This is a genomic window from Pseudomonas sp. Hz4, from assembly GCF_054898165.1.
The window spans coordinates 5,746,632-5,768,575 of the sequence record NZ_CM142719.1 but is presented as its reverse complement, the minus strand read 5'-3'; the positions used below and the strand labels follow the sequence as shown (position 1 = coordinate 5,768,575).

The window sequence follows — 21,944 nt, the reverse complement described above, 5'->3', positions numbered from 1 at the left end:
AAACTCTGCGTTTTCGCCGACGATGTCGTTCCAGTCCTTCGTATTAGTCAACCTTTGAGGTGCTGTTTGCACCTCGACAAAATGTTGCGCGTGAACAAGCTGGGTCAATCGCAGTCTGTTCTGCATCGAATATTTATTTGCCGAGGCGCCCTTTGGCGCGTCGCTACCGTGAGATAGCCGTCCTCCATGTTTGGTTCCAACGACGACAAGAAAGCCCCAGCTGCGGCTGGTGAGAAGAAAAGCCTGTTCGGATGGCTGCGCAAAAAGCCGCAGGAACCCGTCGTCGAACAGCCACAGCCACTTCCTGAGCCAACGCTTGCGCCGGTCATAGAAGAAGAGCCCGCGCCGGTTGTCTTGCCGATCGCTGAGCCGGTGCTGCAGCCGATAGTCGAGGCTGAGCCTGAAACTGAACTCGTGGTTGAGCTGCCGCTGGCGCCAACCGCAGAGCCGTGGCTGACCTTGCCTGTGGCGGAAGAGCCGGTGGCATTGGTCGAAGATGAGCTGGCGCCGCACGTTGCGCCATCGATTCCAGCGCCGACCGCGTTTGCTCCTGAACCCGTTCAAGCGCCAGTGGTTGAGCCGGTTGTCGCGCCAGTTATCATGGCCGAGCCTGCGCCGGTGGTCCCGGAGCCTGTCGCTCCTGCATTTATCGCTCTGGTTGCTCCAGCACCCGTACCCGCACCGGTTGTCGCTCCCGTTGCCGCCGCACCTGTCGCTCCCGTCGAAACGCCTGCCGAGCCTGCGCGTACCGAAGAAACCAAAGCCGGTTTCTTCGCCCGCCTGAAACAAGGCTTGTCCAAGACCAGCGCCAGCATCGGCGAAGGCATGGCCAGCCTGTTTCTGGGCAGGAAGATCATCGATGACGAGCTGCTCGAAGACATCGAAACCCGCCTGCTGACCGCCGACGTTGGCGTCGAGGCAACGTCGGTGATCATTCAGCATCTGACCCAGAAAGTCGCCCGTAAAGAACTGGCCGATGCCGATGCGCTGTACAAATCCCTGCAAGCGGAACTGGCGGCGATGCTCAAGCCGGTCGAGCAACCGCTGAAAATCATTTCGCAGAGCAAGCCGTTCGTGATTCTGGTTGTCGGCGTCAACGGTGCCGGCAAGACCACCACCATCGGCAAACTGGCGAAAAAGCTGCAACTTGAAGGCAAGAAAGTCATGCTCGCGGCCGGCGATACCTTCCGCGCCGCCGCCGTCGAGCAATTGCAGGTCTGGGGCGAACGCAACAAGATCCCGGTCATCGCCCAGCACACCGGCGCTGACTCGGCTTCGGTTATCTTCGATGCCGTGCAAGCGGCCAAGGCCCGTGGCATCGACGTGCTGATCGCCGACACCGCCGGTCGTCTGCACACCAAAGACAATTTGATGGAAGAGCTGAAGAAGGTTCGCCGGGTGATCAGCAAACTCGACGCCGACGCGCCTCACGAGGTGCTATTGGTGCTCGATGCCGGTACGGGGCAGAACGCGATTAGCCAGGCCAAGCAATTCAACCAGACCGTCGAACTGACTGGCCTGGCGCTGACCAAGCTCGACGGCACCGCCAAAGGTGGAGTGATTTTCGCCCTCGCCAAGCAGTTCGGCTTGCCCATTCGCTACATCGGCGTCGGTGAAGGCATCGATGATTTGCGCACTTTTGAAGCAGAACCCTTTGTCCAGGCACTGTTTGCCGAGCGGGAGCGTTCATGATTCGTTTCGAGCAAGTCGGTAAGCGCTACCCGAACGGTCACGTCGGCTTGCATGAGCTGAGCTTTCGAGTCCGTCGGGGCGAGTTTTTGTTTGTGACCGGGCACTCTGGCGCCGGTAAAAGCACCTTATTGCGCCTGCTGCTGGCGATGGAGCGCCCGACCACCGGAAAATTGCTGTTGGCCGGTCAAGACCTGAGCACCATCAGCAATGCGCAGATTCCTTACCTGCGGCGGCAGATCGGTGTGGTGTTCCAGAACCATCAGTTGCTGTTCGATCGCACGGTGTTCAACAATATCGCGCTGCCCTTGCAGATCCTTGGGCTGTCCAAGGCCGAAATCGCCAAGCGCGTGGATTCGGCCCTGGAGCGCGTAGCGCTCTCGGACAAGACCGATTTGTACCCCGGCGACTTGTCCACCGGTCAGCAACAGCGCGTCGGCATCGCCCGCGCCATCGTTCACCGTCCGGCCTTGCTGCTGGCAGATGAACCGACCGGTAACCTCGATCCGCGTCTGGCGGCTGAAATCATGGGCGTGTTCGAAGACATCAACCGTCTGGGCACCAGCGTGCTGATCGCCAGTCACGACCTGGCGCTGATCGCCCGTATGCGTCACCGCATGCTGACGCTGCAGCGCGGCCGATTGATCGGCGACGGGGAGGCTGGCGTATGAGTGCGACACGCAGCCCCAAGGTTTCCGAGCGCGTGGCCCCAAAGGCCGCCGACCCGCAGCCGCAGAAGAAAAAACGCGACGATGATGACGGTCCGGACTTCGCCACGCTGTTTCGTGCCTGGGTCGAGAGTCATCGGGCCAGCCTGCTCGATAGCTTGCGTCGTTTGGGCAAGCAGCCAATCGGTAGCTTCTTTACCTGCATGGTGATGGCGGTGGCTCTGAGCTTGCCTATGGGCCTGTCACTTTTGCTAAGTAACGTCGAGCGCCTCGGCGGTTCCTGGCAGCGTGCGGCGCAGATTTCCCTGTACCTGCAAATCGAGGCCAGCCCCGCTGAGGGTGAGTCGCTGCGCGAGCAGATCAAGGGGATGCCCGGCGTTGCCGATGCTGAATATGTCGGCCGCGATCAAGCGCTGGAAGAGTTTCAGCAGCAGTCCGGTCTGGGCGAGGCACTTAAGGAATTGCCGGAGAACCCGCTGCCAGGCGTGGTTCTGGTGACGCCGAATGAAGTCGACAAGCCCGCCCTTGAAGCATTACGACAAAAACTTTCCGAGTTGCCCAAGGTACAACAGGCACAACTTGATCTAGTCTGGGTCGAGCGTCTGGCAGCGATCCTCAAGCTGGGCGACCGTTTTGTCTTCGGTCTGACCGTGCTTTTGGTTTCTGCATTACTTTTGGTGATAGGCAATACCATTCGTCTTCATATTGAAAACCGCCGCACAGAGATAGAAGTGATTAAACTCGTCGGCGGCACTGACAGCTATGTGCGTAGGCCCTTTCTGTATATGGGTGCGCTTTATGGCTTCGGTGCGGGGATTCTTTCCTGGGGCGTATTGGCGTTTGGCCTTGATTGGCTGAACGACGCGGTAGTGGGGCTGGCCGGTTTGTACGGCAGTGATTTCGCGCTGGCCGGAGTGCCAGTTGCCGATGGTCTGTCGCTCTTGCTTGGCGCGGTGCTGTTGGGGTATATCGGTGCATGGATTGCAGTCGCACGCCACCTGAGGGAGCTTGCGCCTAAGTAGTTTCATTTTGCTCGTATTGACCTTTCAGCGTTTATGGGAACTTGTATTTCGGTTTCCGGTCAATTTTCGCAGTGCTGAACTGCACGAGTTATGTAAAACGGAGGTTTTTTCATATGACCAATTCTTTGCAACCTGCATATGCTCTGGTCCCGGGTGCGAACCTGGAGGCCTATGTGCACACGGTGAACAGCATTCCATTGCTGACACCGGAGCAGGAGCGTGAACTGGCCGAGAGTCTCTATTATGAGCAGGATTTGGGGGCGGCTCGGCAGATGGTGCTCGCCCACCTGCGTTTTGTTGTCCATATCGCTCGTAGCTATTCCGGTTACGGTCTGGCTCAGGCCGACCTGATCCAGGAAGGCAACGTCGGCCTGATGAAGGCCGTGAAGCGCTTCAACCCGGAAATGGGTGTACGCCTGGTGTCCTTTGCCGTGCACTGGATCAAGGCGGAAATCCACGAGTTCATTCTGCGCAACTGGCGCATTGTGAAAGTCGCGACCACCAAGGCTCAACGCAAGCTGTTTTTCAACCTGCGCAGCCAGAAGAAGCGTCTGGCGTGGCTGAACAACGAGGAAGTCCACCGTGTGGCGGAAAGCCTCGGTGTAGAGCCTCGGGAAGTGCGCGAGATGGAAAGTCGCCTGACTGGCCATGACATGGCCTTCGACCCGGCCGCGGAAGCGGACGATGACAGCGCTTTCCAATCGCCGGCCAACTATCTGGAAGACCACCGGTACGACCCGGCCCGTCAACTGGAAGATGCTGACTGGAGCGACAACTCGAACCACAACCTGCACGAAGCGCTTGAAGTGCTGGACGACCGCAGCCGTGACATCCTCTACCAGCGCTGGCTGGCAGAAGAAAAAGCTACGCTGCACGACCTGGCGCAGAAGTACAACGTGTCGGCCGAGCGTATCCGTCAACTCGAGAAGAGCGCGATGAACAAGCTCAAGGTATCGATTGCTGCATAAGCTGCGAACCGGCAATAAAAAATGCCCCGATCATTGATCGGGGCGTTTTTGTTTATGCCCAACACATAACCCATGTGGGAGCGGGCTTGCTCGCGAAAGCAGTGTGTCATCCAGCAATGATGTTGACTGACACGACGCTTTCGCGAGTAAGCCCGCTCCCACAGGGGATTTGCGGCGTTACTGAGCCCAAGGTGCCCGGCGTGAATCGTTGATCCCCACCAGATAGCTGTCGCCACCCAACTGACTCATCTGCTGCCGAATCCATCCCGCTCGCCGTGCGACATAGTTGGTTGGATGACCGGCACTCCAAACGCGCGGGTTAGGCAGTACCGCAGCCAGCAAACTGGCCTGCTGCCGGGACAGCGAGCGAGCGCCGACGCCAAAGTGATGCCTGGCCGCTGCTTCGGCGCCAAACACACCGTCATCCCACTCAACGCTGTTGAGGTACACCTCGAGAATTCGCTGCTTGGGCCAGAGCACTTCGATCAGCCCGGTAAACCAGGCTTCCAGGCCTTTGCGTAACCAGCTGCGGCCGGACCACAGAAACAGATTCTTCGAGACCTGCTGACTCAGGGTGCTGGCGCCGCGAATCGATCCGCCGAGCTCGTTGTGGGTCAGTGCGGCCTGGATCGCGCCAAAGTCAAAACCCCAATGCTCCGGGAATTTCTGATCTTCGCCGGCAATCACCGCGACTTTCAGGTCGTCGGAGATTTCATCCCAGGGTTTCCAGGTGCGTTGCAGGTCGATGGGTTCGCCGTCGAACCAGGATTCGACCTTGCGCTCGACCATCAAGGCCGTCCCCGGTGGCGGTACCACGCGAAAAATCAGAACCAGCAATACGCTGCCCCCCGCGAACCAGAGAAGGGCCTTCGTGAATCGTCGCAAAAATAAACGCAGCATAGAGATGGCTTGGCCGAACCCGTTGAGCGGGCCATTATACAGACCCTGTTGATCGAGTCTGACTGGAGTTCTTCATGTTGCGTGGCTTTCTGATGCTGGCCGCTTTTTTCGGCTTCACCGGCGTTGCCCTTGGCGCATTCGCCGCCCACGGCCTGAAAAACCGCCTGACGCCTGAGTACCTGGCGATTTTCCACACCGGCGTGACCTACCAATTGGTGCACACCTTGGCCTTGCTGGGCGTGGCATTGCTGGTCACGCAGATTCCCGGTCGCCTGATCACGTGGGCGGGTGCATCGTTTGTCATCGGCATACTGCTGTTCTCCGGCAGTCTGTACCTGTTGACCATGACCGGCGTCAGCAAGCTGGGCATCATCACGCCGTTTGGCGGTGTAGCGTTCCTGATCGGCTGGTTCTGCCTAGGCCTTGCCGCTTGGCGCTTGAGTTGACGGCGCGCAGTCGTGATCATGAAGCCGAGTGATTTTCTGGCTTCATCAGCCCGCGTTTTTCAAGGCGTTCAGCAGTGCCTGTGTGAAAGTCGGCGCAAGGACGCGGTTGCCGTATCCGCTGAGGTGGTCGGCGTCGCGGAAAAGCGGTTTATCGTCGTCAAAGGCTGAACAGGTTCGGCCCGGGCACAAAAGCGGTAGCGGGTCCCAGACCTGAAGCATCGGATACTGGCGGGTTAACCGGTCGATCAGCGCCATTTGTGGGGCGCGTAGCTGCTCAAGTTGTTCTCGTTCCATGGTGAACCCAGGCTTGCAGATCGGGTTCATCTGGTTGAACCAGTCCGAGCAGCGATAGGGTGGAGCCTTGAATAGAGGCTTGGGAGCATCGATCAGCACCTGCACTCTGGCGGCCATCAAGCGCGTCAGGACCGCTTCAGCGGAGGCTTGGGCGCCTTCAATCTGCTCGGGTGTGAATTCAGCGAGCACTTCGTTGAACACTTCTTCTTCTCCACGTGCCCACTCGCGCCCTGCCAGCTCTGGCATTCGCAATGAGGCGAGGAAGACGATGTCTCCCGGGTTTGCCCGCGCTTCAATATTGCGCAGGGCTTTTTCCCGGGATCGAGTGCAGGCACCTTGCGGGTCCGGTGTGATGAGATTGACCACCGCGCAGCCGCCGCGCTCGTATTCCACGACCTTAATACCCAGCTGCTGCGATGCGAGGCTTAACATCGTGCGATAGGCCGCTGCATGCGAATCGCCGATAACAAACAGCTGACGGCCCTGCCATTGCAGGTCCTTGATCGGTTCGCTGGCCGAGCGTACCGGCAACCGTCTGGAAAACCAGGTATAGGTATCGCTGGTCTTGCTCAGCGACAGCGCCTCGGGATTCTCGGACACCCACTGCGCACTTGACCAAGACAGGCCGATCGCCGCAAGGCACGAGGCGATCGCGATCCAGGCACGGCGTTGAAGGAGCGAATTGCCGGTGCGCAACGGTGTCTCGACCCCATGGTAGGAGGCAGCAGCGAGTGCGGTGACGATGACGGGGTAGGCCAATTGCACGGCGAGCTGCTCCAGCCCGGTGGTCCAGCGAAGAAACACCAGGACTGGCCAGTGCCAGAGATACAACGAGTAGGACAGCCGGCCAATATAGGTCGCGGGTGACGATTGCAGCAGGCGCTGGGGTAGGGATGGAGTGTCAGTTTTCTGTACCAGGGCGGTGATGATCAGCAAGGTGCCGGAAACGGTGACGAGTGCCCAAGGGAAAGGGAACTGGTTTTCGTCGGCAAGGAACAGTCCGCCGATGACCAATGCGAGTCCGCCGAGAAGCATGGTTCGGGTTGCGGCAGCCGAATACGGTGTGCAGCGTCCTGTTCCGATCAACTGGTAGAGGATTGCCCCTGCGGCCAGCTCCCAGAATCGACTGGGCAGCAGGTAAAACGCTTCGAGCGGGTTGTTCCATGTCTGAAGGGCGCTGAGCGCCAGTGATATCAGCGCGAGCAGGGGCAGGAGTGACCAGATGAGCCGGCTTCGCTCCTTGTAGCGCAACCAGGCGAAGTAGATAAGCGGGAATATCAGGTAGAACTGCTCTTCTATGGCCAGGGTCCAGGTGTGGGTATAAGGGTTGAGCAGGGCGGAAGGCGAGAAATAGGTGTCGGTGTTCCAGGCCAGCACAAAGTTGCTCATACCAAAAAAAGCGGCCAGGCCGGTACGGTCATTTTGCATGCTGAGCCAGGCTTGCGGCACGAACATTGTTGAGAGCAGGCTGCATACCAGTAGAACCAGCAGCAGTGCCGGCACGATGCGCAGGAGTCGCCGGCGATAGAAGTCTGCCAGATAGGCTACAAAGCCCCTGTCGGAGCGAGCAGAAAGCGACTGGCTGATGACGTAGCCCGAGATCACGAAGAAGATGTCTACACCGGTAAAACCGCCGGGAAGTACGTTCAGGAAGTCGGCGTGAAAGATGATCACGCTCAGGACAGCGACAGCGCGCAGGCCGTCAATAGCGGGAATATTCGGTGTTGATTGGACGCTGGACACAGACCTTCCTTGCGTGCGTGAGACTTTTGGTGCGACTTCGACGCGAGACGAGGAATATAGAAGGTAAGGGGACGGCTTGAACTGTGAAGTTGTTGCAGAGTTAGTCCGTGCCCTTGAAGTGCGCCCTTGGCCCTTCCTGCGAGCGCCGCCTGGCGGTTGAGCTGACCGAGCAGTCCATTTCATGACGAATGGCTTGGGTCACCAAGACTGATCGGGCTAGAATGCCAGCCCCTAAAAATGATGGCGGCATTCGGTATGCGCATTCAGTTGAACGGCGAATCCCTTGAACTGCCCGACGGCGAAACCGTTGCGGCCCTGCTGACCCGTCTGGATCTGACCGGACGCCGGGTGGCGGTCGAGCTCAATCTGGACATCGTCCCGCGCAGCCAGCATGCCGACACCACGCTGAACGACGGCGACAATGTCGAAGTGGTACACGCCATCGGCGGCGGCTAGTCGCCCGGCCCGCAAGGGCACAGAATTCTGCAAGAACCTCACCCCTACAGAGGATTTCCCATGAGCATCGTTCGTAGCGACAAGCCCTTCGTCCTGGCCGGTCGTACTTACCAGTCGCGTTTGCTGGTAGGTACCGGCAAGTACCGCGACATGGAAGAAACCCGCCTGGCCATCGAAGCCTCGGGTGCCGAGATCGTCACCTTCGCCGTGCGCCGCACCAACCTCGGCCAGAACCCGGGCGAACCGAACCTGCTCGAAGTCCTGTCGCCGGATCGCTACACCTTCCTGCCTAACACCGCCGGTTGCTTCGACGCTACCGAGGCTGTGCGCACCTGTCGCTTGGCCCGTGAGCTGCTCGGCGGCCACAACCTGGTGAAGCTGGAAGTGCTGGCGGATCAGAAAACCCTGTTCCCCAACGTGATCGAAACCCTCAAGGCCGCCGAAGTGTTGGTCAAGGAAGGTTTCGACGTGATGGTTTACACCAGCGATGACCCGATCATCGCCCGTCAACTGGCGGAAATCGGCTGCATCGCGGTGATGCCGCTGGCCGGTCTGATCGGTACAGGCCTTGGGATCTGCAACCCGTACAACCTGCAGATCATCCTCGAAGAAGCCAAGATTCCGGTGCTGGTGGATGCCGGTGTCGGTACCGCTTCCGACGCCACCATCGCGATGGAACTGGGTTGCGAAGCGGTGCTGATGAACTCGGCCATCGCCCATGCCCAGCAGCCGATCATGATGGCTGAAGCCATGAAACACGCCATCGTCGCGGGCCGCCTGGCCTACCTCGCCGGCCGCATGCCGAAAAAACTCTATGCCAGCGCATCCTCGCCGCTGGATGGTCTGATCAAGTAAGAGCCATTGATGACTGAATCAAACGACACGCCTATCCAGACGGAAGAAGGCGAAGAGCGCCAACACCGCCGCATCAAGAGTTTCGTGATGCGCGCCGGACGCATGACCGAAGGCCAGCAAAAAGGCCTGGAGCAAGGCACGCCGCTGTTCGTCCTGCCGCTGGCCGATGCGCCGGTGGACTTCGATCAGGTGTTCGGCCGTTCAGCGCCGCGCTCCCTGGAAATCGGTTTCGGCATGGGCCATTCGCTGCTGGAAATGGCCGCGGCCTCGCCAGAACAGGACTTTATCGGCGTGGAAGTGCACCGTCCGGGTGTGGGTGCGCTGCTCAATGGCGTGCTGACTCAAGGCCTGACCAACCTGCGCGTCTACGATTGCGATGCGATCGAAGTGCTCAACCGCTGCGTAGCCGACAACAGCCTCGATCGCCTGATGCTGTTTTTCCCGGACCCATGGCACAAGAGCCGTCACCACAAGCGTCGTATCGTTCAGGCGTCGTTCGCTGAACTGGTGCGCAGCAAGTTGAAGGTCGGCGGTGTGCTGCACATGGCCACCGACTGGGAACCGTACGTCGAGTACATGCTGGAAGTGATGAACGTTGCGCCGGGTTACCGCAACCTGGCCGAAGACGGCAAATGCGTCCCGCGCCCGACCGAACGCCCGATCACCAAGTTCGAACGCCGCGGCGAACGACTTGGGCATGGGGTATGGGACCTGAAGTTCGAAAAACAGTCTTAACCGGTCACTGATCGTTCCCACGCGGAGTGGGAACGATCATCAGCCCTCAGCGGCGGTCAGCGACTACGCCGATAAGTACCAACACCACCAACAACACCGGCGCCAGGCTGTAGTTGTTGAACTGGCTCAGGCCTTTGATGATCCACGGTGTGGCGTAGATCAGCGCCACGCCGCTGCCGACCATGCACAGCAGGGCCATCAGCGGGACGCGCAAGGCGCCGGCGATGCTGCCCAGGCGTTGGTCGACCCAGCCTTTGATGTCCGCGCCGAACAGCACCAGCAAACAACCCACCAGCGCCAGCGAGATTTCCGAGAGGTTGCTGCGGCTCCAGCGGGAGACGGTGGCGAGCAGGTCGAGTATCAAATCCATTCGTTTTCCCTTAAGGCTGAAATCAGCTCAGAAATGTCTGCAGCAAGTCATTGAGAAAGAGTTGTCCGCGCTCGGTGGCCGCCAGACGTGACGGTTCGACCTGCAACAAGCCACTTTGTTCGGCGACCCGGCGGCCTTCGGCGAGGCTTTCCAATGCAAGCCCGGTGCGCTCCGCATACAGCCGCGATTCAACGCCAGCCGTCAGGCGCAAGGCGTTCATCAGGAACTCGAACGGCAGCTCTTCATTGGTCAGGGCTTTCTCCCCGGCCTTGAAGCTTTTGGCCGGGTTGAGGTAGTCCTTCGGCAGACGGGTTTTCCAGGTACGGACGATGCGTCCGTCCGGATGGCTGAGCTTGCCGTGAGCCCCGGCACCGATGCCGATGAAGTCGCCGAAACTCCAGTAATTGAGGTTATGCCGCGCCGGGCGACCTGGCTGGGCATAAGCCGAGACTTCGTATTGCGCGTAACCGTGCTCGGCCAACAACGCCTGGCCGGCTTCCTGAATGTCCCACAGCGTGTCATCTTCCGGCAGCGTCGGCGGCTGGTTCCAGAACACCGTGTTCGGTTCCAGGGTCAGCTGATACCAGGACAAGTGAGTCGGCTTCAGGGAAATAGCTTGGCGCAGGTCGCTCAGGGCGTCGTCCAGGGACTGATCGGGTAAACCGTGCATCAGGTCCAGATTGAAGTTGTCGAACCCGGCCTGACGGGCCATGCCAGCGGCACGTACCGCTTCGTCACCGTTGTGAATCCGCCCCAGGGCCTTGAGTTTCTCTTCCTGAAAGCTCTGGATGCCGATCGACAGGCGATTGATGCCCAGCGCCCGGTAGGCGACGAACTTCTCTTGCTCGAACGTCCCCGGATTAGCTTCCAGGGTAATTTCGATGTCGCCGGCAAACGGAATACGTTGCTCGACGCCTTTGAGTAAGCGGCCCAAGGCTTCGGCGCTGAACAGGCTCGGCGTGCCACCACCAAAGAAGATCGAACTCAGATCACGGCCATAGACCGCATGCAGGTCCTGATCGAGGTCGGCGAGCAGTGCGTCCACATAGTCTTCTTCCGGCAGCACTGGGCTGGCGGTGTGGGAGTTGAAGTCACAATAAGGGCATTTGCGCACACACCACGGGATGTGGATGTACAGCGCCAAGGGCGGCAGCGTTGGCAGCGCGGCCCGTGGCGATTGTGCGTCGCCGCCGAAGATCAGCGGCGATGCGGATGAGTCGTGGATCATTTCAGGCCCAGACGCTGGCGCAGCAGATCCATTGCACGGGCGCGGTGGCTGATGAGGTTCTTGTCGCTGGGGCTCAGCTCGGCACTCGAGCAATCGCGCTCCGGCACCCAGAACAGCGGATCGTAACCAAAACCGTGTTCGCCGCTGGCTTGGGTGAGGATACGCCCGTGCCACAGGCCTTCGCAAAGGATCGGCAACGGATCGTCGGCATGACGCACCAGCGCCAGCACACAGACGAATTGCGCGCCGCGTTCGGCTTCCGGCACGTCTTTCAACGCGTCGAGCAGTTTGGCGTTGTTCGCCGCATCGCCCTGGCCGTCGGCGTAACGGGCCGAGTAGATACCCGGCGCACCGCCGAGGAAATCCACGGCCAGCCCGGAATCGTCGGCCAGCGCCGGCAGGCCGCAGATGCGCGCGGCATTGCGGGCCTTGAGGATGGCGTTCTCGACGAACGACAAGCCGGTTTCTTCAGGCTCGACGCTGCTGAACTCGCTGATCGAGCGCAGTTGCACCGATTCGCCGAGCATGGCCTGAAGTTCCTTGAGTTTGCCGGCGTTATGGCTGGCCAGTACGAGTTGCGTGAAATTGATCATTGGCCGGGGAAAAGCTCTTGTTGGAAACTGATGGTGTTGGTTTTGTCGCCAGTCTGCACCTTGATGTCAAAGGTGCGAATTTCCTGCTGATCCACCGGGAACTGGGCGATGTAGTACACCGCGCCTGTTTCAGTGATTTGTTTGAACTTCAGCGGGATGCTTTGGCTGGTCAGGTCTTTGACCGCGCCGCTGACCTGAGCCGTCTGTGGTTTCCCTTCCTTGAGTACCGAGACGTTGATCACGCCCTGATTCTTGCTGCGGGTCAGCTCGGCCGCTTTGGCGATATCCGGTGTCAGGAAGGTGGAATTGAAGGTGTTGTAATGCACCGTCACGTCGCCAAAGGTTTGCTTGCGCTCGCCCTTGATAACATCGGCGGCCATGGTGGTAATGCTCAGGCAGGCAGTAAGTACAAACAGCGCTAGACGACCCATTATCGTTCTCCTCGAAGTGTCGTGACTCAGACCGCGACCTTGTGGTCTTGCAGCCCGGGGCTGCTGACGCGGTAAATACCGATTTCACCTAATAGATTAGGCCATAGCTTACTGGCCCACCCGTGACGGTGCTGTTGATCCACTGCAAGCCGATCAATGACCTTGGCTTCACGTTCGCGACACAACGCTTCAAAGTCTTCGAACGTGCAAAAGTGGATGTTCGGTGTGTTGTACCAGGTGTACGGGAGAAAATCGGACACCGGCATCCGGCCCTTGCTCGCCAGGTACCAGCGGCAGCGCCAGTGACCGAAGTTGGGAAAGGTGATGATGCACTGGCGACCGACGCGCAGCATTTCGTCGAGGATCTTGTCCGGGTAGTGCACGGCTTGCAGTGCCTGGGTCATGACCACGACGTCGAAGCTGTTGCTGGCAAAGTTGCCCAGGCCCTTGTCCAGGTCCTGCTCGATGACGTTGATGCCCTTGGCCACACACTCGGCAATGTTGTCCGGGTCGTTTTCCAGGCCATAGCCGGTGACTTGCTTGTTATCACGTAGCCAGGTCAGCAATTCGCCATCACCGCAACCGAGGTCGAGCACGCGGCTGCCGGCGGGGATCCATTCCTGGATGATTTCCAGATCGGCTCTCATGTCTTCCTCAAAGCGAAATACGGTTCATGTAATTGCTGAATGCTTGCAGGTAGCGCGGGATCGGAATCAGAAAGGCGTCGTGGCCTTGCGGAGCATCGATCTCCAGGTAGCAGACGTCTTTCCTGGCCGCCATCAGCGCGTCTACCAGCTCCCGCGAGCGGGCAGGTGAGAAGCGCCAGTCGGTGGTAAAGGACATCACGCAGAACTTGGCCTGGGCATTGGCGAAGGTTTTCGCCAGGTCATCGTCGAAGTTCGCCGCCGGATCGAAGTAGTCCAGCGCCTTGGTCATCAGCAGGTACGTGTTGGCGTCGAAACGCCCGGAAAACTCTTCGCCCTGATAACGCAGGTAGCTTTCGACCTGGAACTCGACGCTGTGGAAGTCGTAGTTGAGCTTTTCGCTCTTCAGGCCCCGGCCGAATTTCTCGCCCATGGAGTCGTCGGACAGGTACGTGATGTGCCCGACCATCCGCGCCAGCATCAAACCGCGCTTGGGAATAACGCCCGCTTCCTGGAACGAGCCGCCGTGGAATTCGGGATCGGTGAGGATCGCCTGGCGCGCCACTTCGTTGAAGGCAATGTTCTGCGCCGACAGCTTGGGTGCCGAGGCGATAGCCAGGCAGTGCCGAATGCGATCAGGGTAAGTGATGCTCCACTGCATGGCCTGCATGCCACCGAGACTGCCGCCAATTACGGCGGCCCATTGGCTGATGCCGAGCAGGTCTGCCAGGCGTGCCTGGCTGTGAACCCAGTCTTCTACGGTCAGTACCGGGAAATCGGCGCCGAACGGCTTGCCGGTGTCCGGGTTGATGCTGCTCGGGCCGGTCGAACCGTTGCAACCGCCGAGGTTGTTCAGGCTGACCACGAAGAACTTGTGGGTGTCGATCGGCTTGCCGGGACCGATGCAGCTGTCCCACCAACCGGGCTTGCGGTCGTCGGGGCTGTGGAAACCGGCAGCGTGGTGGTGCCCGGACAAGGCGTGGCAGATCAGCACGGCATTGCTCGCCGTGGCGTTCAGCGTGCCGTAGGTTTCATAGATCAGGTCATAAGCTGGGAGCGAACGGCCGCAGGCCAAGGCCAGGGGTTCGCTGAAGTGCGCCACTTGCGGCGTCACCAGACCAACAGAATCGGGGGAAAAGGCAGTTGGCATCGACCCTGCTCTCGTTGAAATGAGGCGTAAGTCTAAAGACCGCTGCCTTTAGCAGCAAGCGACTACCCATGATCGTTCCCACGCTCTGCGTGGTAATGCCTCAATGGACGCTCTGCGTCCGCTTCGGCAGGGACGCGGAGCGTCCCGGGCTGCATTCCCACGCAGAGCGTGGGAACGATCATGCGCCAAGAGTCAGATCAGCAGACGGAGGATTTCCGGCATCATCGTCATGGCGGCGAGGTTGTTGATCACCAGCATGTCGATCAACTTGAGCGCCATGAACGCCAGGATTGGCGAGATATCCAGACCACCGAGGTTCGGCACGATCTTGCGGAACGGCGCCAGGGCCGGCTCGCAGATCTGGTTCACCAGTTCGGCACCAGGGTTATGGCTGCCCGGTGCGACCCACGACAGAATCACGCTGATGATCAGGGCAAAGAAGAAAATCTTGAGGAACAGCGCGGTCACGCCGATCAGCGACCAGATCAGCAATTGCAGCGGGTTGCCGATGGTGCCGTAAGTCAGCAGCAGGGTCAGGGCCATCAGCGCCAGTTGCACGAGGATCGCCAGCACCAGCGAGGACATGTCCAGGCCGAACATGCTCGGGATAATCCGGCGCAGTGGCTTGAGCAGCGGCTGAGTGGCTTTTACGGCGAACTGGCAGAGCGGGTTGTAGAAGTTTGCGCGTACCAGTTGCAGCACAAAGCGCAGCAGCACGATCAGCAGGTACAGGCTGCCGAGGGTTTGCAGCACGTAGACCGCTGCAGTGTTCAATCCAATCATGTAAGGCTCCTTATTGACCCAATTGTTCGGCCATCTCGGCCGAGCGGTGCGCAGCGGCGCCGAGTGCTTTTTCTACCAGGGCTTCGAAGCCGCCGGCCTGGAACGACTTGATCGCCGCTTCGGTCGTGCCCGCAGGCGACGTCACGCGGCGGCGCAGTTCAGCCGCGTCGACATCACTGGCTACCGCCATCTGAGCAGCGCCCAAAGCGGTTTGCAGTGTCAGTTGTGCAGCGGTTTCCGGCGGCAGGCCAAGTTTCACGCCCGCGGCGGTCATGGCTTCGATCAGCAGGAAGAAGTACGCCGGGCCCGAGCCGGAAACGGCGGTGACCGCGTCCAGTTGTTGCTCTTCGTTCAGCCACAGAGCAATGCCGACGGCCGACAGCAGCTCTTCGGCTTGTTGGCGTTGTTCGGCGTTCACTTCGGCGGTGGCGAACAAACCGCTCACGCCCTGCCGCAGCAGCGCCGGGGTGTTGGGCATGCAACGCACGATTGGCTGGGCGCCGAGCCAGTTGTTCATGCTGGCGCAGGTGATGCCGGCAGCAATCGAGACCACCAGTTGATTCGGCTTGAGGCTTGGGCGAATTGCTTCGCAGACGGCTTTCATCGCTTGGGGTTTGACCGCCAGTACGACGACGTCAGCGCCCTGGATGGCCTCGCTGTTGTCGGCGAATACTTCAACGCCGTGTTCAGCGTTCACTTTGGCGCGGGTTTCAGCGCCCGGATCACTGGCGCGGATCTGCGCGGCGTCCAGACCTTTGGCGCGCAGGCCGCCGATCAGGCTGGCGGCCATGTTGCCGGCACCGATAAAGGCAATACGAGTCTTGCTCATGTCAGGTCCTTATAAAGAGAGGCGTCAGCCACGTTATGGCTGGCCGTGCATTTGTTGAGCGCCGCGAGCACCAAACAGGGCCGTACCAATACGGACCCACGTGGCGCCCATGGCGATGGCCGACTCGAGGTCGTGGCTCATGCCCATGGAAAGTGTGTCGAGCGGCAGGTTCAGGCTGGCCTGCAGGCGCTGCACGGCAGCAAACGCGGCATCCTGGGCGGCGCGGTCTTCAGTCGGCTCGGGGATTGCCATCAACCCACGCAGCTTGATGCGTGGCAGTTCGCTGATGGCATTGGCCAAGGCTGGCAGGTCGGCCGGGGTGCAGCCGGACTTGCTGGCTTCACCGCTGACGTTGACCTGGATGCAGATGTTCAGTGGTGGCAAATCGGCAGGACGTTGTTCGGACAGGCGTTGTGCGATTTTCAAACGATCCACGGAATGCACCCAGGCGAAATGCTCGGCGATAGCGCGAGTCTTGTTCGATTGAATGGGGCCGATGAAGTGCCAGATCAAGGGCAGGTCGGTCAATTCGAGCTGTTTGCTCAGGGCTTCCTGCAGGTAGTTCTCGCCAAAGTCGCGGATCCCGGCGGCATGCGCTTCACGCACGGCCTCGGCCGGCTTGGTCTTGCTCACGGCCAGCAGCTGGACGCTGTCTTCATCGCGCTTTGCGGCGACGGCAGCGGCATGGATGCGTGTACTAACCTGAAGAATGTTGTCTGCTATCGTGGACATCAAGAGGCGCCAGCGGTCTGAAGGTTGGCGGCATTCTACTGGAATTGAGGAGCGCTATGGATATCACTGAGTTGCTGGCCTTCAGCGCTAAACAAGGAGCGTCCGACCTGCACCTGTCCGCCGGCCTGCCGCCGATGATCCGTGTCGATGGCGATGTGCGGCGCATCAATTTGCCGGCCTTGGACCACAAGCAGGTTCAGGCGCTGATCTATGACATCATGAACGACACTCAGCGGGTGGACTTCGAAAAGCACCTGGAAACCGACTTCTCCTTTGAGGTGCCCGGCGTGGCACGCTTTCGGGTTAACGCGTTCAACCAGAATCGTGGTGCCGGCGCGGTGTTCCGGACCATTCCGTCCAAGGTCCTGAGCATGGACGACCTCGGTATGGGAGAAGTATTTCGCAAGATTACCGAAGCACCGCGGGGGCTGGTGCTGGTGACCGGCCCGACCGGTTCCGGCAAGTCCACCACCCTGGCGGCGATGATCGATCACCTCAACACCCACCGTCATCAGCACATCCTCACTATCGAAGACCCGATCGAGTTCGTCCACGAGTCGCGCAAATGCTTGATCAACCAGCGTGAAGTCCATCGTGATACTCGCAGTTTCGCCACGGCGCTGCGCTCGGCCCTGCGGGAGGACCCGGACGTGATTCTGGTCGGTGAGATGCGCGATCTCGAGACCATTCGCCTGGCGTTGACCGCCGCCGAAACCGGTCACCTGGTGTTTGGCACGCTGCACACGACATCGGCGGCAAAAACCATCGACCGGGTGGTGGACGTGTTTCCGGGGGACGAGAAATCGATGGTCCGTTCGATGCTTTCCGAGTCGTTACTGGCGGTGGTGTCGCAGACGCTGATCAAGAAGATCGGCGGTGGGCGGATTGCAGCCCACGAAATCATGCTCGGTACGTCAGCAATCCGTAACCTGATCCGCGAAGACAAGGTGGCGCAGATGTACTCATCGATTCAGACTGGGGGAAACCTGGGAATGCAGACGCTGGATATGTGCTTGAAGGAGCTGGTGACCAAGGGGTTGATCAGCCGCGAGCAAGCGCGGGAGAAGGCGCGTTCGCCGGATAATTTCTGAGGGGGAGTAAATCGTTCCCACGCAGAGCGCGGGAACGATCGGGTTAGCGCTGAACAACCTGTAAGGTGTTCTTCTCTTTCGGGAGAACCCGCTTGGCAACCACGTAGTGGCTTTCCCAGTAAGGTTTCTTCAGAGTGTCGATGCTCACCGACTTGCCACGGCGTGGTGCGTGGATGAAGCGGTCATTGCCCAGGTAGATGGCAACGTGATTGACCCGACGGCTCTTGAGCTTGAAGAAAATCAGGTCGCCAGGTTTCAGATCCTTGCGATCGACTTTCTCCCCATGGCCGCTGGCCATGGCGTTGGAGGTGCGCGGCAGGTCAAACGTGGCGTCGTTGAACGCGTATTTCACCAGGCCACTGCAGTCGAACCCTTTGCTTGGGCTGCTGCCACCCCAACGGTACGGAGTACCGAGGACGTTCACTGCGCGGCTCAGCACGTTGCTGCTTTCCTTGGTCGCCATCGGCGGAACCAGGCTGCTTTTGCTGCTCAGTTGGGGAGCGCGTTTTACGGTCTGTTTGTTTTTGCTCAAAGGAGCAGAAACATGGGATTTTTGGGTGTAACCATTAACGTTAGGAAGACGTTGCTCACGATTGGTGGCGTGGGCGGCCAGTGGCATCAAAAGGCAAATGGTTAGCCATGTCTTGAAAAATGGACGCATTAGGCAAGGCTCATATAAGTTAGCGCGCAACTTTATAACAGCTTTTTTGCCCCTTCCGAGGCCGTTGGTCGATTCAACTTGAGGTCAACGGAACCAAATAAGCGGCAAATGGACGCAATTGTCGGACACAAGTCAGGCACTACAAGGCTTTGACGTGACACACGGTAGCAGATGCCATATGTCGGCCACCTGTAAAAAAGTCACAAAGAATTCAAGAATATTTATCTATCGTATGAATCGAGGTCCTTCATGAACACCTATCAACAACCCGTTCCGCAGCAAGACACGCACAGCAAAGTGATTGGTTATCTGCTGTGGATTTTGGGTTTTACCGGCGCTCACCGCTTCTATTTCGGCAAGCCGGTGACCGGGACGATCTGGTTCTTCACCTTCGGTTTGCTGGGTATCGGTTGGCTGATTGATTTGTTTCTGATCCCAGCCATGGATCGCGAAGCAGACCTGCGTTTTACCGCCGGACCTATTGAGTACAACGTGGCGTGGATTCTGCTGACGTTTCTTGGGGTATTCGGCGTACATCGGATGTATCAGGGCAAATGGATCAGCGGGTTGCTGTATCTGGTGACGGGCGGATTGTTCTTTCTGGGTGTGCTGTATGACTTCTGGACGCTGAATGATCAGGTGTCGATTCGCAATGCGCAGAACAGAGGCGCCTTCCAGTAAGCCTTCGCGAGCAAGCCCGCTCCCACATGTGATTTCGGTCGTACACAAATTCTGTGTTCGCTGAAGGCCAAATAATGTGGGAGCGGGCTTGCTCGCGAAAGCAGTCGACGCGGTTTTACGCCTGGTGACTGATCCGCCCATCCACCAGGGTGTAACGCACCACGCCCGGCAGGCTATGGCCAATGAACGGGCAGTTTTCGCCCTTGGACAGCCAGGTTTCACCGGCCACGGTCGAAGCCGCCGGATCGAACAGCACGATGTCCGCCGGTCCACCCACCGCCAGTTTGCCCGCCGGCAGGCGCAATGCCTCGGCAGGTCCGGTGCTCAAGCGCGCCAACAGCGTTGGCAGGTCCAGCAAACCGTCTTCCACCAGTGTCATCGCCAACGGCAGCAGCAGTTCAACACTGCTGATGCCCGGCTCGGTGGCACCGAACGGCGCCAGTTTGGCATCGCGTTCATGGGGCTGGTGATGGCTGGAGATGGCTGACACCACACCGGATTTCACCGCTGCCCGCAGGCCATCGCGGTCCGCACGGGTGCGCAGCGGCGGCTGGACGTGATAGAGGCTGCTGAAGTCGATCAGCGCTTCGTCAGTCAGGATCAGCTGATACAAGGCCACATCGGCAGTCACCGGCAGCCCGCGAGCCTGGGCCTGAGCGATCAGGGCCACGCCACGAGCGCTGGTGAGCTGACTGAAGTGCGCGCGCACGCCACTTTGCTCGACCAGCAGCAGATCCCGGGCCAGAGCCACGGTTTCAGCGGTTTCCGGAATGCCCGGCAAACCAAGGAAGCTGGCGGTCGGGCCTTCGTGGGCCAGGCCACCTTCGGCCAGGTCATGGTCCTGAGAGTTGAAAATCACCGTCAGGTCGAATGTGGCGGCGTATTCCAGCGCCCGGCACAGCGTGCGGGTGTTGCGAAAGCTCTCCAGGCCGTTGCCGAAGGCCACGCAGCCGGCGTCACGCAGGGCAACGAGCTCTGCAAGCTGTTCGCCGTCCAGGCCTTTGCTCAGGGCGCCGATCGGGAAGACTTTGGTGTTGCCGGCTTCGCGGGCGCGGTCGAGGATCAGTTCGGCCACGGCCGAGGTGTCCAGCACCGGTTTGGTTTTCGGCGGGCAGCACAGGCTGGTCACGCCTCCGGCGGCAGCTGCGCGGGTTTCGCTGGCGATCGAGCCTTTGCGGCTGTAACCCGGCTCGCGCAGGGCGACGTTCAGGTCAACCAGGCCAGGCGCGGCCACCAGGCCTTTGGCGTCGAGGGTCTCGACCGGGACAAAACCGGCCGGTGCCGCGCCAAGGGCGACGATCTTGCAGGCTTCAACATGAATATCGGTAACGTGATCCAAGCCACTGCTTGGATCGATGACGCGGGCGCCGAGAATGCTGAGCTTCATTGGGCGTTCTCCTGCTCGAATTGGCGCTGGGCAGTCTGCCCGCTCATGGCCATGGACAACACGGCCATACGAATAGCGATGCCGTAGGTGACCTGGTTGAGAATCACCGAGTGCGGGCCGTCGGCCACCGCCGACTCAATCTCCACACCGCGGTTGATCGGCCCCGGGTGCATGACGATGCAATCCGGCTTGGCCCCGGCCAGGCGCGCGGTGGTCAGGCCGAACAGGCGGTAGAACTCGCCTTCGCTTGGCAACAGGCCGCCGGTCATGCGTTCGCGTTGCAGGCGCAGCATGATCACCACGTCGACGTCTTTCAGGCCTTCGGTCATGTCGGTGTAGACCTTCACGCCGTATTGCTCGATGCCGATCGGCAGCAGGGTTTTCGGCGCTATGACGCGGATGTCCGGGCAACCGAGGGTTTTCAGGGCCAGCATGTTCGAGCGCGCAACCCGCGAATGCAGGATGTCGCCAACGATGGCCACCGAGAGATTTTCGAAGCCGCCCTTGTGCCGACGGATGGTGAGCATGTCGAGCATGCCTTGGGTTGGGTGGGCGTGACGGCCGTCGCCACCGTTGATGATCGCCACTTGCGGGCAGACATGTTCGGCGATGAAGTGCGCCGCGCCGGAATCGCCGTGACGCACGACGAACATGTCAGCAGCCATGGCTTCCAGGTTGCGCAGGGTGTCGAGCAGGGTTTCACCCTTGCTTGCGGACGAGGTGGACACGTTCAGCGTGATCACGTCCGCCGACAACCGCTGGGCCGCCAGCTCGAAGGTGGTGCGGGTGCGGGTGGAGTTCTCGAAGAACACGTTGCACACGGTCTTGCCGCGCAACAACGGGACTTTCTTCACCGCCCGGGCGCCGACTTCGAGGAACGAGTCGGCGGTGTCGAGGATTTCCGTCAGCAGCTCGCGGCGCAATCCGTCGAGCGAGAGGAAGTGGCGCAGCTGGCCCTGATCATTGAGCTGCAGCTGGCGCTTGGTATCTAGAGGCGTCATCGCGAGGGGGACTCTCAATAGGTCGAATTAAAGGGCGAGGTCTTGCAGTTCGAGCGCAAGCTCCGGGCCGGACAGTTTCACTCGCTCGTGGGCCGCCAGCGACAAGGTCGCGCCGACCACATTCGGGCGGATCGGCAGCTCGCCGGCGTCCAGGTCCAGCAGGCACACCAGCGTCACGCTGGCCGGGCGACCGTAGTCGAACAGTTCATTCATCGCGGCACGGATGGTCCGACCGCTCATCAGCACGTCGTCGATCAGCACCAGGTGCTGGCCTTCGATTTCGAACGGCAGCGCCGAGGGGCGTACTTGCGGGTGCAGGCCGTTCTGGCTGAAGTCGTCGCGGTAGAAGGATACGTCCAGGGTGCCGAGCGGCGAATCGCTGCCCAGTTCATCGAGCAACGCTTGGGCGACCCAGATGCCGCCGGTACGAATGCCGATGTAACGCGGTTCGCTGATGCCACGGTGTTCCAGATGTGCCTTGAGACGGATCGCCATCTGGCTGATCAGTTCGGCGGGATTGGGCAGGCTCATGGTTGCTCCTTCTTGGGCCCGAGCCCTGCTTTTGGGGTAAAGCACTTGAGGGGTGG

At 60.0% G+C, this 21,944-nt stretch carries 25 protein-coding genes; 10 read left to right on the top strand and 15 right to left on the bottom strand.

The window, feature by feature from the left end:
* Positions 1–186 precede the first annotated feature (186 nt).
* The 4 genes from ftsY (at position 187) to rpoH (ending at position 4,347) form a co-directional block, all read left to right on the top strand.
* Complete coding sequence (ftsY, locus tag ACYZTR_RS26635; RefSeq protein ID WP_461975135.1) at positions 187–1,692, top strand: signal recognition particle-docking protein FtsY; 1,506 nt, start codon at positions 187–189, stop codon at positions 1,690–1,692.
* Positions 1,689–2,360 carry a cell division ATP-binding protein FtsE gene (gene ftsE / locus ACYZTR_RS26630; RefSeq protein WP_008152655.1) on the top strand — a complete coding sequence of 224 codons (672 nt, stop codon included), beginning with the start codon at positions 1,689–1,691 and terminating at the stop codon, positions 2,358–2,360. The genes ftsY and ftsE overlap by 4 nt, the downstream gene beginning before the upstream one ends.
* Positions 2,357–3,379, top strand: a complete 1,023-nt coding sequence (ftsX, locus tag ACYZTR_RS26625; protein ID WP_282383183.1) for a permease-like cell division protein FtsX — start codon at positions 2,357–2,359, stop codon at positions 3,377–3,379. The genes ftsE and ftsX overlap by 4 nt, the downstream gene beginning before the upstream one ends.
* 113 nt (positions 3,380–3,492) lie before the next feature.
* The gene (rpoH, locus tag ACYZTR_RS26620; protein WP_150746650.1) at positions 3,493–4,347 is read left to right on the top strand and encodes an RNA polymerase sigma factor RpoH; all 855 of its coding nucleotides are present in this window, start codon (positions 3,493–3,495) and stop codon (positions 4,345–4,347) included.
* Positions 4,348–4,524: 177 nt separating this feature from the next.
* Here the strand turns inward: rpoH and mtgA are convergent, their stop codons facing one another.
* Complete coding sequence (mtgA, locus tag ACYZTR_RS26615) at positions 4,525–5,247, bottom strand: monofunctional biosynthetic peptidoglycan transglycosylase (RefSeq protein WP_461975132.1); 723 nt, start codon at positions 5,245–5,247, stop codon at positions 4,525–4,527.
* A 74-nt stretch (positions 5,248–5,321) separates the two neighbouring features.
* On the opposite strand from mtgA, the gene ACYZTR_RS26610 reads away from it, so the two are divergent.
* On the top strand, positions 5,322–5,693 hold the full coding sequence (locus ACYZTR_RS26610; protein WP_461975130.1) for a DUF423 domain-containing protein: 372 nt from the start codon (positions 5,322–5,324) through the stop codon (positions 5,691–5,693).
* 45 nt (positions 5,694–5,738) lie between these two features.
* On the opposite strand, the gene ACYZTR_RS26605 is transcribed toward ACYZTR_RS26610, so the two are convergent.
* Positions 5,739–7,730, bottom strand: coding sequence for an acyltransferase family protein (locus ACYZTR_RS26605; RefSeq protein WP_461975128.1), 1,992 nt, complete (start codon positions 7,728–7,730; stop codon positions 5,739–5,741).
* 255 nt (positions 7,731–7,985) lie between these two features.
* Here ACYZTR_RS26605 and thiS point away from each other — a divergent pair, with 255 nt between their 5' ends.
* From thiS to trmB, 3 genes are read left to right on the top strand one after another with little or no spacing between them, the layout of a single operon-like run.
* Positions 7,986–8,186 carry a sulfur carrier protein ThiS gene (thiS, locus tag ACYZTR_RS26600; protein ID WP_167394879.1) on the top strand — a complete coding sequence of 67 codons (201 nt, stop codon included), beginning with the start codon at positions 7,986–7,988 and terminating at the stop codon, positions 8,184–8,186.
* Between the two features lie 60 nt (positions 8,187–8,246).
* Positions 8,247–9,041, top strand: coding sequence for a thiazole synthase (locus tag ACYZTR_RS26595; RefSeq protein WP_007897902.1), 795 nt, complete (start codon positions 8,247–8,249; stop codon positions 9,039–9,041).
* Positions 9,042–9,050: 9 nt separating this feature from the next.
* Positions 9,051–9,776, top strand: coding sequence for a tRNA (guanosine(46)-N7)-methyltransferase TrmB (gene trmB, locus ACYZTR_RS26590; protein WP_461975126.1), 726 nt, complete (start codon positions 9,051–9,053; stop codon positions 9,774–9,776).
* 46 nt (positions 9,777–9,822) lie between these two features.
* Here trmB and ACYZTR_RS26585 read toward each other — a convergent pair whose 3' ends face one another.
* From ACYZTR_RS26585 to ACYZTR_RS26545, 9 genes are all read right to left on the bottom strand, one after another.
* Positions 9,823–10,146 carry a DUF3392 domain-containing protein gene (locus tag ACYZTR_RS26585; RefSeq protein ID WP_084322429.1) on the bottom strand — a complete coding sequence of 108 codons (324 nt, stop codon included), beginning with the start codon at positions 10,144–10,146 and terminating at the stop codon, positions 9,823–9,825.
* 22 nt (positions 10,147–10,168) lie between these two features.
* Positions 10,169–11,374: a radical SAM family heme chaperone HemW gene (gene hemW / locus ACYZTR_RS26580; RefSeq protein ID WP_461975123.1), complete on the bottom strand. Its 1,206-nt coding sequence runs from the start codon at positions 11,372–11,374 to the stop codon at positions 10,169–10,171.
* Positions 11,371–11,967, bottom strand: coding sequence for an RdgB/HAM1 family non-canonical purine NTP pyrophosphatase (gene rdgB / locus ACYZTR_RS26575; RefSeq protein WP_461975121.1), 597 nt, complete (start codon positions 11,965–11,967; stop codon positions 11,371–11,373). Before rdgB ends, hemW begins: the two co-directional genes overlap by 4 nt.
* Positions 11,964–12,398: a DUF4426 domain-containing protein gene (locus ACYZTR_RS26570; protein ID WP_282382293.1), complete on the bottom strand. Its 435-nt coding sequence runs from the start codon at positions 12,396–12,398 to the stop codon at positions 11,964–11,966. The genes rdgB and ACYZTR_RS26570 overlap by 4 nt, the downstream gene beginning before the upstream one ends.
* A gap of 26 nt (positions 12,399–12,424) precedes the next feature.
* On the bottom strand, positions 12,425–13,045 hold the full coding sequence (metW, locus tag ACYZTR_RS26565; RefSeq protein WP_149628312.1) for a methionine biosynthesis protein MetW: 621 nt from the start codon (positions 13,043–13,045) through the stop codon (positions 12,425–12,427).
* 7 nt (positions 13,046–13,052) lie between these two features.
* Complete coding sequence (gene metX, locus ACYZTR_RS26560; RefSeq protein ID WP_461975119.1) at positions 13,053–14,192, bottom strand: homoserine O-succinyltransferase MetX; 1,140 nt, start codon at positions 14,190–14,192, stop codon at positions 13,053–13,055.
* Between the two features lie 192 nt (positions 14,193–14,384).
* Positions 14,385–14,975 (bottom strand): YggT family protein, encoded by a 591-nt coding sequence (locus ACYZTR_RS26555; RefSeq protein WP_461975117.1) that lies wholly within the window; start codon positions 14,973–14,975, stop codon positions 14,385–14,387.
* 10 nt (positions 14,976–14,985) lie between these two features.
* Positions 14,986–15,804 carry a pyrroline-5-carboxylate reductase gene (gene proC, locus ACYZTR_RS26550; RefSeq protein ID WP_461975115.1) on the bottom strand — a complete coding sequence of 273 codons (819 nt, stop codon included), beginning with the start codon at positions 15,802–15,804 and terminating at the stop codon, positions 14,986–14,988.
* Between the two features lie 33 nt (positions 15,805–15,837).
* Positions 15,838–16,536 carry a YggS family pyridoxal phosphate-dependent enzyme gene (locus ACYZTR_RS26545; protein WP_461975113.1) on the bottom strand — a complete coding sequence of 233 codons (699 nt, stop codon included), beginning with the start codon at positions 16,534–16,536 and terminating at the stop codon, positions 15,838–15,840.
* Positions 16,537–16,592: 56 nt separating this feature from the next.
* On the opposite strand from ACYZTR_RS26545, the gene ACYZTR_RS26540 reads away from it, so the two are divergent.
* On the top strand, positions 16,593–17,627 hold the full coding sequence (locus tag ACYZTR_RS26540; protein ID WP_461975111.1) for a type IV pilus twitching motility protein PilT: 1,035 nt from the start codon (positions 16,593–16,595) through the stop codon (positions 17,625–17,627).
* A 43-nt stretch (positions 17,628–17,670) separates the two neighbouring features.
* Here the strand turns inward: ACYZTR_RS26540 and ACYZTR_RS26535 are convergent, their stop codons facing one another.
* Complete coding sequence (locus tag ACYZTR_RS26535) at positions 17,671–18,288, bottom strand: C40 family peptidase (RefSeq protein WP_461975109.1); 618 nt, start codon at positions 18,286–18,288, stop codon at positions 17,671–17,673.
* Positions 18,289–18,537: 249 nt separating this feature from the next.
* Here ACYZTR_RS26535 and ACYZTR_RS26530 point away from each other — a divergent pair, with 249 nt between their 5' ends.
* On the top strand, positions 18,538–18,969 hold the full coding sequence (locus ACYZTR_RS26530) for an NINE protein (protein WP_461975107.1): 432 nt from the start codon (positions 18,538–18,540) through the stop codon (positions 18,967–18,969).
* A gap of 115 nt (positions 18,970–19,084) precedes the next feature.
* On the opposite strand, the gene ACYZTR_RS26525 is transcribed toward ACYZTR_RS26530, so the two are convergent.
* Genes ACYZTR_RS26525 through pyrR form a run of 3 tightly spaced genes read right to left on the bottom strand, consistent with a single transcriptional unit; the run spans position 19,085 to position 21,888 of the window.
* Positions 19,085–20,356: a dihydroorotase gene (locus ACYZTR_RS26525; protein WP_461975105.1), complete on the bottom strand. Its 1,272-nt coding sequence runs from the start codon at positions 20,354–20,356 to the stop codon at positions 19,085–19,087.
* The gene (locus tag ACYZTR_RS26520) at positions 20,353–21,357 is read right to left on the bottom strand and encodes an aspartate carbamoyltransferase catalytic subunit (protein WP_461975104.1); all 1,005 of its coding nucleotides are present in this window, start codon (positions 21,355–21,357) and stop codon (positions 20,353–20,355) included. The genes ACYZTR_RS26525 and ACYZTR_RS26520 overlap by 4 nt, the downstream gene beginning before the upstream one ends.
* Before the next feature lie 27 nt (positions 21,358–21,384).
* A complete protein-coding gene (gene pyrR / locus ACYZTR_RS26515; protein ID WP_461975102.1) occupies positions 21,385–21,888 on the bottom strand; it encodes a bifunctional pyr operon transcriptional regulator/uracil phosphoribosyltransferase PyrR in 504 nt (167 codons plus the stop codon).
* Positions 21,889–21,944: the final 56 nt, after the last annotated feature.

Bases quoted from the DNA above. Each gene is read 5' to 3' on its own strand.
- ACYZTR_RS26555 (WP_461975117.1), bottom strand. From the start codon at position 14,975: ATGATTGGATTGAACACTGCAGCGGTCTACGTGCTGCAAACCCTCGGC.
- metW (WP_149628312.1), bottom strand. From the start codon at position 13,045: ATGAGAGCCGATCTGGAAATCATCCAGGAATGGATCCCCGCCGGCAGC.
- ACYZTR_RS26545 (WP_461975113.1), bottom strand. From the start codon at position 16,536: ATGTCCACGATAGCAGACAACATTCTTCAGGTTAGTACACGCATCCAT.
- trmB (WP_461975126.1), top strand. From the start codon at position 9,051: ATGACTGAATCAAACGACACGCCTATCCAGACGGAAGAAGGCGAAGAG.
- ftsX (WP_282383183.1), top strand. From the start codon at position 2,357: ATGAGTGCGACACGCAGCCCCAAGGTTTCCGAGCGCGTGGCCCCAAAG.
- ACYZTR_RS26595 (WP_007897902.1), top strand. From the start codon at position 8,247: ATGAGCATCGTTCGTAGCGACAAGCCCTTCGTCCTGGCCGGTCGTACT.
- ACYZTR_RS26520 (WP_461975104.1), bottom strand. From the start codon at position 21,357: ATGACGCCTCTAGATACCAAGCGCCAGCTGCAGCTCAATGATCAGGGC.
- rpoH (WP_150746650.1), top strand. From the start codon at position 3,493: ATGACCAATTCTTTGCAACCTGCATATGCTCTGGTCCCGGGTGCGAAC.
- pyrR (WP_461975102.1), bottom strand. From the start codon at position 21,888: ATGAGCCTGCCCAATCCCGCCGAACTGATCAGCCAGATGGCGATCCGT.
- rdgB (WP_461975121.1), bottom strand. From the start codon at position 11,967: ATGATCAATTTCACGCAACTCGTACTGGCCAGCCATAACGCCGGCAAA.
- mtgA (WP_461975132.1), bottom strand. From the start codon at position 5,247: ATGCTGCGTTTATTTTTGCGACGATTCACGAAGGCCCTTCTCTGGTTC.
- ACYZTR_RS26530 (WP_461975107.1), top strand. From the start codon at position 18,538: ATGAACACCTATCAACAACCCGTTCCGCAGCAAGACACGCACAGCAAA.
- ACYZTR_RS26540 (WP_461975111.1), top strand. From the start codon at position 16,593: ATGGATATCACTGAGTTGCTGGCCTTCAGCGCTAAACAAGGAGCGTCC.
- ACYZTR_RS26585 (WP_084322429.1), bottom strand. From the start codon at position 10,146: ATGGATTTGATACTCGACCTGCTCGCCACCGTCTCCCGCTGGAGCCGC.
- hemW (WP_461975123.1), bottom strand. From the start codon at position 11,374: ATGATCCACGACTCATCCGCATCGCCGCTGATCTTCGGCGGCGACGCA.
- ACYZTR_RS26525 (WP_461975105.1), bottom strand. From the start codon at position 20,356: ATGAAGCTCAGCATTCTCGGCGCCCGCGTCATCGATCCAAGCAGTGGC.
- ACYZTR_RS26610 (WP_461975130.1), top strand. From the start codon at position 5,322: ATGTTGCGTGGCTTTCTGATGCTGGCCGCTTTTTTCGGCTTCACCGGC.
- ACYZTR_RS26535 (WP_461975109.1), bottom strand. From the start codon at position 18,288: ATGCGTCCATTTTTCAAGACATGGCTAACCATTTGCCTTTTGATGCCA.
- proC (WP_461975115.1), bottom strand. From the start codon at position 15,804: ATGAGCAAGACTCGTATTGCCTTTATCGGTGCCGGCAACATGGCCGCC.
- ftsY (WP_461975135.1), top strand. From the start codon at position 187: ATGTTTGGTTCCAACGACGACAAGAAAGCCCCAGCTGCGGCTGGTGAG.
- ACYZTR_RS26570 (WP_282382293.1), bottom strand. From the start codon at position 12,398: ATGGGTCGTCTAGCGCTGTTTGTACTTACTGCCTGCCTGAGCATTACC.
- metX (WP_461975119.1), bottom strand. From the start codon at position 14,192: ATGCCAACTGCCTTTTCCCCCGATTCTGTTGGTCTGGTGACGCCGCAA.
- ftsE (WP_008152655.1), top strand. From the start codon at position 1,689: ATGATTCGTTTCGAGCAAGTCGGTAAGCGCTACCCGAACGGTCACGTC.
- thiS (WP_167394879.1), top strand. From the start codon at position 7,986: ATGCGCATTCAGTTGAACGGCGAATCCCTTGAACTGCCCGACGGCGAA.